The 9,801-nt window shown below is 49.9% G+C and carries 9 protein-coding genes; 6 read left to right on the forward strand and 3 right to left on the reverse strand.

Translation table 11 applies throughout. The features are described 5' to 3' along the window. Together H6F80_RS03275 and H6F80_RS03280 are read right to left on the reverse strand one after the other, a co-directional pair. A partial coding sequence (locus H6F80_RS03275) for a carotenoid oxygenase family protein (protein WP_190790183.1) occupies window positions 1–705 on the reverse strand: 705 nt, incomplete at its 3' end. A 363-nt stretch (window positions 706–1,068) separates the two neighbouring features. Continuing rightward, the gene (locus tag H6F80_RS03280) at window positions 1,069–1,812 is read right to left on the reverse strand and encodes a phosphatase PAP2 family protein (RefSeq protein ID WP_190790184.1); all 744 of its coding nucleotides are present in this window, start codon (window positions 1,810–1,812) and stop codon (window positions 1,069–1,071) included. Between the two features lie 191 nt (window positions 1,813–2,003). On the opposite strand from H6F80_RS03280, the gene H6F80_RS03285 reads away from it, so the two are divergent. From H6F80_RS03285 to H6F80_RS03310, 6 genes are read left to right on the forward strand one after another with little or no spacing between them, the layout of a single operon-like run. Further along, window positions 2,004–2,855 (forward strand): STAS domain-containing protein, encoded by an 852-nt coding sequence (locus H6F80_RS03285; protein WP_190790185.1) that lies wholly within the window; start codon window positions 2,004–2,006, stop codon window positions 2,853–2,855. Between the two features lie 16 nt (window positions 2,856–2,871). Next, window positions 2,872–3,288: an STAS domain-containing protein gene (locus H6F80_RS03290; protein WP_190790186.1), complete on the forward strand. Its 417-nt coding sequence runs from the start codon at window positions 2,872–2,874 to the stop codon at window positions 3,286–3,288. Between the two features lie 4 nt (window positions 3,289–3,292). Beyond that, window positions 3,293–3,673, forward strand: a complete 381-nt coding sequence (locus H6F80_RS03295; protein WP_242067137.1) for an anti-sigma regulatory factor — start codon at window positions 3,293–3,295, stop codon at window positions 3,671–3,673. A gap of 14 nt (window positions 3,674–3,687) precedes the next feature. Beyond that, on the forward strand, window positions 3,688–4,695 hold the full coding sequence (locus H6F80_RS03300; protein ID WP_190790188.1) for an ATP-binding SpoIIE family protein phosphatase: 1,008 nt from the start codon (window positions 3,688–3,690) through the stop codon (window positions 4,693–4,695). Next, window positions 4,692–6,824: an ATP-binding protein gene (locus tag H6F80_RS03305; protein ID WP_190790189.1), complete on the forward strand. Its 2,133-nt coding sequence runs from the start codon at window positions 4,692–4,694 to the stop codon at window positions 6,822–6,824. The genes H6F80_RS03300 and H6F80_RS03305 overlap by 4 nt, the downstream gene beginning before the upstream one ends. 9 nt (window positions 6,825–6,833) lie before the next feature. After that, window positions 6,834–8,882 (forward strand): hybrid sensor histidine kinase/response regulator, encoded by a 2,049-nt coding sequence (locus tag H6F80_RS03310; RefSeq protein WP_190790190.1) that lies wholly within the window; start codon window positions 6,834–6,836, stop codon window positions 8,880–8,882. A 236-nt stretch (window positions 8,883–9,118) separates the two neighbouring features. Here the strand turns inward: H6F80_RS03310 and H6F80_RS03315 are convergent. After that, window positions 9,119–9,801: aminotransferase class I/II-fold pyridoxal phosphate-dependent enzyme (locus H6F80_RS03315; protein WP_190790191.1), on the reverse strand; the 683-nt coding region annotated here is incomplete at its 5' end.

Consider the following 9,801-nt stretch of genomic DNA (forward strand, 5'->3'; position numbering starts at 1 on the left):
AGGTTCTCCCCGCCGAATTCGTTCTAGCCGGAACGTTAGGGGCAAGTCCATAAAGATTGTGTAGTGTTCGGTGATGGCGAAGTCATGCATCATCACACCCACAGGCAGATCGATCCCAACCGTTCGCAGCAGTTCTCCCTCGGCAGAAACGACGCTGTACCTCAGGTAGGGCGGTTGAGCCAGCGAATAGCCAAAGAACATCATTTCACCCGTAGTCGGGTCAACTTTGGGATGGGCAGTCACCGGAGAAACGAGTTTACCGCCAAAGGTGTGTGACCCGATCGTGTCTAAACTGGGCACGTCGATCGCATGAGGTTCACCACCTTCCCAAAGGGCAAGCAGACGATCGCGATGCCAGACGAGAGCCGTATTCGCCACATTTTTGGAGCCGTTGGGTGAAGGTTGCAGCATTCCCCCAAACAATGCCTGCCCTGCCTGCCGCTCTTGCTGGAATCCCTGAGTGCGGATGTAGCGATTGCGATAGCTTGCCTTGCCGCCCTGGATATGAACACCGTGCAGCATTCCATCTCCGTCAAACCAGTGGTAGCGACCAATCGGCGAAAACTGAGGATTCGGCCCGTTGCGAACAAACATGCCGTTGAGATCAGGCGGTAACTCGCCCAGAACTGGCAGGTCATCGATCGTTAATTCAGTTTGAACCGGAGCAAAGTTATCGGCAAGGTAGGGGTTGAGGGTGGCTGTCATCGGGTTGGGGGAGAAATAGTCTGCCTCTCCCTTTTAGCAGAAACGCGAATCAGGTGCTGCCCCCGCTCCTGCTCCTGCCAAGCTAAACATAGCCGCATTAAAACGATTGCTTAATCCTAGCTGTAGCAAAACTGTAGCGAAATATTTGGCAGTTCTTCAATGACTTCTGCTCCTCATCGAACATCATAGGGCGTTCCTTTCTATTGCTTGATCTACTCTATTGCCATGTTTTGAGAAAAACGCTTGGCATTGATCTTGATATTGACCTTGGCATTTACCCTAGTATTGACTGAAATATCTTTCAACGTGATGTTCAAGCTTCTAAATTAATGCATCGTAGTTGGCCTGAAACATTCCATAAAACTACAAAATTTTTTCTTGTGATATATTCTCCTGATCATCATTTTGGTTGCTCACAGATATTTCTGCAATTGTTTCTGAAACCGCGTTTGCGGCGGGCTTCACGAATATACTAATTCCGATTGCCCAGGCGATCGACAGCATCCATCCTGCCAGAATATCGCTGGGATAATGCACGCCCAAATAAAGGCGCGTCCAAGCGATCGTCACGACATAGACCATCGCCAGCATTGTGGTGACACCAAGCCAGCGACCGCGCCACGCCAGCATGATCACCACAGCAGCAAACGCCATACTCGTCATTGCATGACCACTGGGAAACGAGAAATCTTTTGGCAAAATATAACCTTCCCAGAGTTGGGGGCGCACCCGATGCCAGAAGGATTTTGCAGCCAAGTTAATTGCACCGCATCCCGCAAGCGTCAGAGTCAGGTAAACCAGCGATCGCCAGCGTTTTTGAGAGAACAGCACTCCCGCGATCAGGAAGGCGATCGGACCGATCGTTTTGACCGAGCCAAATTGCGTGAGAACGACTACAATGCGATCGAGCGTTGGGGTTGCTGCGTTGTGAATCGTGATCATCAGCGGCACTTCCCAGGTTAAACCACCCTCAAGCTGCCAAATTTTCAGTGCCAGAATCACAAATGCCTGAAGCGGGAGGTACACGCCACAAAATAGGAGCAACAGCAGTGCAAACCAGTCGCTTCTGGGTGGGAAATGCCAGTGGTTTCGAAACCAATTCGTCAAGAATTTCGGCAAGAATCGGGAATCCTTCATACAGCGTGTGTCAGTTTTCAGCTCACCATCCCCAGCAGCAGATACACTGCAAATCGTAATGCCTTTTGCAACACAACCCCCGATCGCTTTCCTGAAAAACTATCAGGCTGAAATCGTCATACACTGGTCTTGATGGATGACTTGATGAAGGAAAATGCCTCATGGAAATGACTCGCAGCAGTAAAATACCCGAGATACTAAAAACCCATGAGGCAGACTTGCTGTTGGAGTGGAATCAGGAGTTAACCGCTACGAACACCCGAAGAGGGTTAATTAAAGAAGCAGAGCTACAGGAAGAGTGCCGGGAATTTCTCAGGTTGCTTCGCGTCGCTGCTCAATCTGGTAATTTGAGCAATGTTCAGACATCAGAATGGCGAGAAGTTCGGGAAATGTTGACCAGCATTTCGCGATCGCGTTCTCAAAAAGGCTTCACCCCCACGGAAACCGCTACATTTGTCTTTTCATTCAAGCGACCACTGTTTGATCGGCTGCGGCAGCAATTGCAAGACTTTACTGAGCTAGGTGAAGAGGTTTGGCGAGCAACTGACCTGCTCGATCATCTGGGATTGCTAGTGATGGAAGCCTACCAGAAGTCGCGGGAAGAGGTAATTTTGCGGCAGCAGGAAGAACTGCTGGAACTGTCTACCCCCGTGGTCAAGCTTTGGGAAGGCATTCTAGCATTACCGATTATTGGCACCCTTGATAGTGCCCGTACTCAAGTGGTGATGGAGTCGCTATTGCAGAAAATTGTTGAAACTGGGTCAGAAGTTGCCATTATTGACATTACTGGGGTTCCGACCGTCGATACGTTGACAGCTCAACACCTGCTGAAAACAGTGACAGCCGCTCGCCTGATGGGAGCTGACTGTATTATCAGCGGTATTCGACCTCAGATTGCCCAAACAATCGTGTATCTTGGCATTGATTTAACCGATGTGATTACGAAAGCAACCTTAGCTGATGCCTTTCTCATCGCATTAAAGCGCATGGGAACCACGATCGCCCGCAAGTAGGTTAGAGGAGAGACTTATGGAGCGCATTCCCATCCTTCAAATGGGCGAACTTCTGCTCGTCACGATTCAAGTCGATATGCACGATCGCCTGGCAATGACCTTGCAGGATGATCTGACCAATCGCATTAGCCAAACCCAGGCAAATGGGGTTCTGATTGACATTTCTGCGCTAGAGATCGTTGATTCCTTCATTGGTAGAATTTTAAGCAACATTGCCAAAATGTCGCGGGTCATGGATGCTGAAACGGTGGTCGTCGGGATGCAGCCTGCTGTTGCGATTACCTTAGTGGAGTTGGGGCTGTCCCTGACAGGCATTCGCACGGCATTGAATGTGGAAAAGGGGATGGCACTGTTGCGATCGTCACTGGGTGCACCTACCAAGGCTGAGGTCATTGCCACAGAATGGGATGCTGAGGACAATGCAGAAGATTGAGGAAATGACAATTCAATCCTCTGCTGACGTGGTTTTAGTTCGGCAAGCCGTGCGTCGGTTTGCGATTGAGGTTGGCTTTAGTTTAGTAGACCAAACCAAAATTGTGACCGCTGCCAGCGAGTTAGCTCGGAATACCCTGGATTATGGGAGAGGGGGAACCGTAACCTTAGAAATGCTTCAGGACGGTGGGCGGCGGGGTCTCAGGCTAACCTTTGAAGACCAGGGTCCGGGCATTCCAGATATTGAAATGGCACTCAGGGATGGCTTTACCACCGGGGGCGGTCTGGGGATGGGGTTGGGTGGCGCAAAACGTCTTGCTAACGAATTTGAAATTGAGTCTGTGGTGGGAGAGGGAACACGCATAATCATCGTACGCTGGAGGTAACATGAGGGAATCAATTGAAGGAATCTACGGCGATCGCTGTTACAGAGCAAAGTCAAACTGGGGAAGCACGGCGAGCCTCTCTGTCATTAGCCAACCGTCTTGGCTTTAAGGAAACCGAACGGGGCAAGGTTGGAATTTTGGTGACGGAGGTGGCGAATAATCTCGTGCAGCACGCAGGCGGTGGAGTGATTGTGCTGCGGGCGATCGCACAACATGACAGCATCGGCATCGAGGTTCTGGGGTTAGACCAAGGTTCTGGCATGATGGACGTAGAGGAGTGCCTCCAAGATGGCTTTTCTACTGCCGGAACATCGGGCAATGGGCTGGGCGCAATTCGTCGCCTCTCTGACTTCTTTGAAATTTACTCGCTGCCAAAAAAGGGAACTGCGCTTCTTGCTCATCTCTGGGCAAAATCCCCGATGCGTTCGTCAAAGAAAAGCATCGAAATCGGTGTGGTGGGTTTACCCAAGCCGGGAGAGGAAATTTCAGGTGATGCCTGGGCCTGGGAAGGAGATGATCACCGCAGCCTGTTTCTAGTGACAGATGGTTTAGGGCACGGTCCTGCGGCTGCCAGTGCGTCTTCAGCTGCCATCCGAGTGTTTCACGATCATCAGCATCAGTCGCCTGAACGCATTGTCGAAGCGGCTCATGCTGCTTTAAAGAGCACTAGAGGGGCAGTGCTGGCGATCGCTGAAATCAATTTTGAGCAGCAGACGGTTCGCTTTGCGGGCATTGGCAATATTGCTGCCAGCATTTCTTCCGCAACCGAACATCACAACCTGATGTCTTACAACGGCACCGTGGGGCATGAAGTTCGTAAAATTCACGAGTTTACCTACCCCTGGTATAGCAACGGGCTACTGATTATGCATTCCGATGGCATCAGTACCCAGTGGAAGCTCGATCGCTATCCGGGCTTAAGCCAAAAACATCCCAGCTTGATCGCAGGCGTTTTATACCGCGATTTTCATCGGGAGCGCGATGATGTAACCGTGTTAGTGGCGAAAGGAACGGGAGCATGACAACCCTTTTCACCCTGGAAATTCATTATGAACAGGATGTGGTGCAGGCGCGGCAGCGAACCCGCGAGTTGGCAGAACATCTGGGATTTGACGTGCAAGATCAGGCGCGGCTGGCAACTGCCGTTTCAGAAATTGCCCGCAATGCGTTTCAGTATGCGAAGGGTGGAACGGTTCAATTTGACGTGGAAGAAAGCCCCCAAACATTTCTGATTCAAATTCAGGATCAGGGAAGGGGCATTCCGCATTTGAGCGATGTTTTAGAGGGACGCTATCATTCCTCGACCGGCATGGGGCTAGGAATTACTGGCACGCGCAGGCTGATGGATTCCTTTGAGGTGGAATCGACAGGGCAGGGGACTACCGTGCGGATAGGCAAAACCTTACCAAAAAAGCAATCGCCCATTCTCACAGACCGACAGTTGCAGCAAATCCGGGATGCAGTCGCAAAGCGATCGCCCCAAAACCCCTACGACGAAATCCAACGCCAGAACCAGGAATTGCTGCGGACGATGGCAGAACTTCGCAAGCGAGAAGAAGAGCTCACTCACCTCAACCACGAGTTAGAAGATACCAATCGAGGCGTGATTGCTCTGTATGCCGAATTGGATGAGAAAGCTAGCTCTCTACAACAGGCTAACGAGTTAAAAACTCGCTTTCTTTCCAACATGAGCCACGAGTTCCGCACACCGCTCAACTCGATTCTGTCCCTATCTCGAATGCTGCTGGCTCACATGGATGGGGATCTGTCCTCAGAGCAAGAAAAGCAGGTGACGTTCATCCAGAAAGCAGCCGATGGATTGTCAGAAATGGTGAACGATCTGCTGGATTTGGCAAAGGTGGAAGCAGGCAAAACAGAGGTGCATCCCAGTTCTTTTGAAGTGAGTGATTTGTTTGCAACCCTGCGGGGAATGCTGCGTCCGCTGCTGGTTCAGGGATCTTCTATCTCACTCGTGTTTGTGGAACCGGATGGGCTGCCTTCGCTGTATAGCGACGAGGGAAAAATTGCTCAAATTCTCCGAAACTTTATCTCAAATGCACTCAAATTTACGGAACGGGGAGAGGTGCGCGTCACGGCAGAACAAGCCGGTCAGATGATTCAACTCTCGGTGTCTGATACAGGAATCGGTATTGCGCCGGACGACCAAGGGCGCATCTTTGAGGATTTTGTGCAAATTGAGTCTCACCTGCAAAAGCAAGTAAAAGGGACGGGGTTAGGACTGCCGCTATCGCGCAAGTTAGCAGAGCTAATGGGGGGCAGCGTTTCCGTTCAAAGTGAACCGGGTCAAGGTTCCACCTTTTCGGTCTGCATTCCGATCGTTTATCCCAAAGCAGCAGAACTGCCAGACTCACTGAAACCCATTACCTCCCTTAACCCAACCCAACTGCCCATTTTGGCGATCGAAGACCATACTGAAACGCTATTTATCTACGAAAAACACCTGCAAGCGTCAAGATATCAACTGATTGCCACCCGCACCCTGGCTCAAGCCAGACAAGCCCTACAGCAACTTCAACCCGTGGCGATCGTTCTAGACATTTTGTTAGAAGGGCAAAACGGCTGGACATTTCTGCGAGAACTCAAAAGTGATGGAGCAACCCGCAACATTCCCGTACTGGTCATTACGGTTGTGGATAACGAGAAACAGGCACTTGCATTAGGAGCCGATGGATTTTTAATTAAGCCTGTAGACAGACTACCCTTGCTTACCAAACTCAATATGCTAATCAGTCGGGGTAAAGCTCAAAAACTCTTAGTCATTGATGATGACCCAGTCTACCGATATGTGGTGAAGCAGTTGTTAACGAATATTCCATTACAAGTTTTAGAAGCTGCAAGCGGACGAGAAGGATTGGCAGTCGCAGAGAGTGAACAGCCTACTGTAATTTTGCTTGACCTTGAAATGCCAGAGCTGAATGGATTTGATGCGCTTGATCAGCTTCGGCACAATCCCGTTACTCAGTCCATTCCTGTTATCATCTACTCATCGACACAGTTGAATTTAGAAACCCAGAGCCATTTAACTCAACAAGGTGTCGCTATTGTTTCTAAAGAAGAAACGTCTCAAGCAGAAGCGGCCTTTCACCTTCGAGAAGCGCTCGTTAAAGCTGGACTCGTTCTAGATGCTTGAGGATGTGTCATGTTTGAACCACAGGAAACTATTCTGCATGTTGATGATAACGAAGCTAATCGTTACGTCGTGACGCGGATTTTGAAAAATGCAGGGTTTACCGTCGTAGAAGCGGCAACAGGAGCCGCAGGGTTAGCGGCAATCGCTCAACATCAACCGGCACTGGTCATTCTAGATGTGAGATTGCCTGATTTGAACGGCTTTGAAGTCTGTCGTCAGATCAAGTCTAACCCTCAAACTTGCTTTATTCCGGTACTGCATCTCTCAGCCAGCTTTGTCAAAAGCCAGGATAAGGCAGAAGGATTAGACAGCGGTGCTGATGGTTATTTAGCGCAACCCGTTGAACCGATTGAATTGCTAGCAACGGTGCGATCGCTACTCCGAATTCGACAGGCCGAGGAGATGGCTCTGGCGTCAGCACAGGAGTGGCAAACGACGTTTGATGCCATCAATGATAGTGTCTGTCTGCTCGATCAGCAGGGTAAGATTCTGCGCTGTAACGAGGTAACAGTGCGACTTTTTGGTAAGCCTGCTGAAGCGATTTTAGGGCAAGTTCACTATGAGTTAATGAGTACCATCTTGGGGGTGGGAGACGGCACTTGCTTTTACCGTGCTAAAGAAACGCACCAGCGTCAAGTGATAGAACTGCAAAGTCAAGAACGCTGGTTTTCCAAAACAATGGACCCGGTTCTGAATGAATTTGGAACCTTCACGGGTGCTGTTCTGATTCTGGTAGACATTACAAATCGCAAGCAGATCGAGGATGAACGCAAGCAAGCAGAGACGATTCTGCAAGAGCGCAATCAACGTCTGGATTTACTGTATGAAACGACTCGTGAGCAAGCGGATCAACTGAGGCAGGCAAATCGCATCAAAGACGAATTTTTAGCGGTGTTATCTCATGAGTTACGATCGCCGCTGAACCCCATTCTGGGTTGGGCAAAAATACTGCAAACGAAACAGCAAGATAAAGCAAAAACGCAGTATGCCCTTGAAACGATCGAGCGAAATGCTAGATTACAAGCACAGCTCATTGAAGACTTGCTCGATGTTTCTCGTATCCTTCAGGGCAAGCTGAGTTTAAACATCGGTCCAGTCGGTCTACCGTTTACGATTGAAGCGGCACTTGAGACGGTGCGACTCGCGGCTGAAGCAAAATCTATTCAAATTCAGACCGCTTTTGAACCCGATGTTGGGCAAGTTTTAGGAGATTCTAGCCGTTTACAACAGGTTGTTTGGAATCTAATTTCCAACGCTGTTAAATTTACACCCCAAGGCGGAAACGTGCAGGTGCGGTTAGAGCAAGTTGAGGAAGTCGAAGAAAAAGAAGAGGCATACGCCAGTGCTGCTTGTTTCTCTAACGTATCCCCGCATCGCTCCGTTACCTATGCTCAAATTACGATCAGTGACACTGGCAAAGGTATCACCCCTAGCTTTTTGCCCTATGTCTTTGACTATTTCCGGCAAGCTGACAGCACCACTACTCGAAGTTTTGGAGGGTTAGGGTTAGGGTTGGCGATCGTCCGTCATTTAGTTGAACTACATGGAGGAACCGTTCAGGCAGCGAGTCTGGGAGAAGGGCAAGGTTCAACCTTTACCGTGAAGCTTCCTATCATCGCTGTCTCAAAATTGCATTCAGATCATCCCTCTTCTCACAATTCCTCAGATTTTCATCTCGATGGATTGCGAGTGCTTTTCGTTGACGATGAAAAAGATTCACGAGAGCTAGTGACCTTTTTGCTGGAACAGTATGGAGCCAATGTTACTCAGGTCGCATCCGCTAACGAAGCTTTAAGTCAGTTACAGCAAGCAAAGTTTGATTTGCTCCTGAGTGATATCGGCATGCCAGATATGAATGGCTACACATTACTTCGCCAAATTAGAGAGCGATCGCCTGACCAGAACGGAAACATTTTGGCGATCGCGATTACTGCGTATGCTGGAGAAATTGATCAGCAGGAAGCATTCGCAGCCGGATTTCAGCAGCACATCACCAAGCCGATTGAGCCAGAAATACTGTTGCAAACAATTTGGACGCTAGTGCAAAGAAAGGGTTGAATTTGCTGTTCGGAAATTGGCAGCGCTGGATACTTACAGGCTAATGGGACAGAAGAGGGATAATCGGCGTTGCTGAATAAGCGTATGATACGCCCCCCTAGCCCCCCAAAATTGGGGGGAACCAGAATTCAAAGTCTCCCAGCATTAGGGGATTTAGGGGGCGATACAGAAGCTAAATTTCAGTGCCCACCCCGGAGAATTTAAAAATTGACTACCCCAGAGGGGAACTGCATCGCCTACGCCTGAAACTTCTCGGTAATCCGGCGCATCGCTTCTTCGACATTTGCCCGACTGTTAAAGGCAGAAATGCGGAAATAGCCTTCGCCTGCTGCACCGAACCCCGATCCGGGAGTGCCGACGACGTTACAAATTTGCAGCAACTTATCAAAGAAATCCCAGCTCGACAGCCCGTTGGGCGTTTTCACCCAGACATAGGGCGCATTTACCCCGCCATAAACCGAAAGACCTGCCTGACTCAGCTTGTCGCGGATAATGCGAGCATTTTCCATGTAGAAGTGGATGAGTTCTTTGATTTGCGATCGTCCGGCTTCGGAGTAGACTGCTTCTGCACCGCGCTGCACAATGTAAGAGACGCCGTTAAACTTGGTGGACTGGCGACGGTTCCACAGCTTCCAGAGTTCGACCTCTGAGCCGTCTGCCGCTTTTGCCTTCAGCGTTTTGGGCACGACCGTAAAGGCACATCGGGTTCCGGTGAATCCAGCATTTTTAGAGAAAGAGCGAAACTCGATCGCACAATCCCGCGCTCCTTCGATTTCATAAATGGAGTGGGGCAGCGATGGATCGGTGATAAAGGCTTCGTATGCTGCATCAAAGAAAATAATCGACCCGTGCGATCGCGCATAGTTGACCCAGGCTTCCAGGTGTTCGCGGGTGGCGACGGCTCCGGTGGGGTTATTGG

The sequence above is a fragment of the Leptolyngbya sp. FACHB-711 genome, from assembly GCF_014695615.1.
Lineage (GTDB): Bacteria > Cyanobacteriota > Cyanobacteriia > Elainellales > Elainellaceae > Leptolyngbya_A.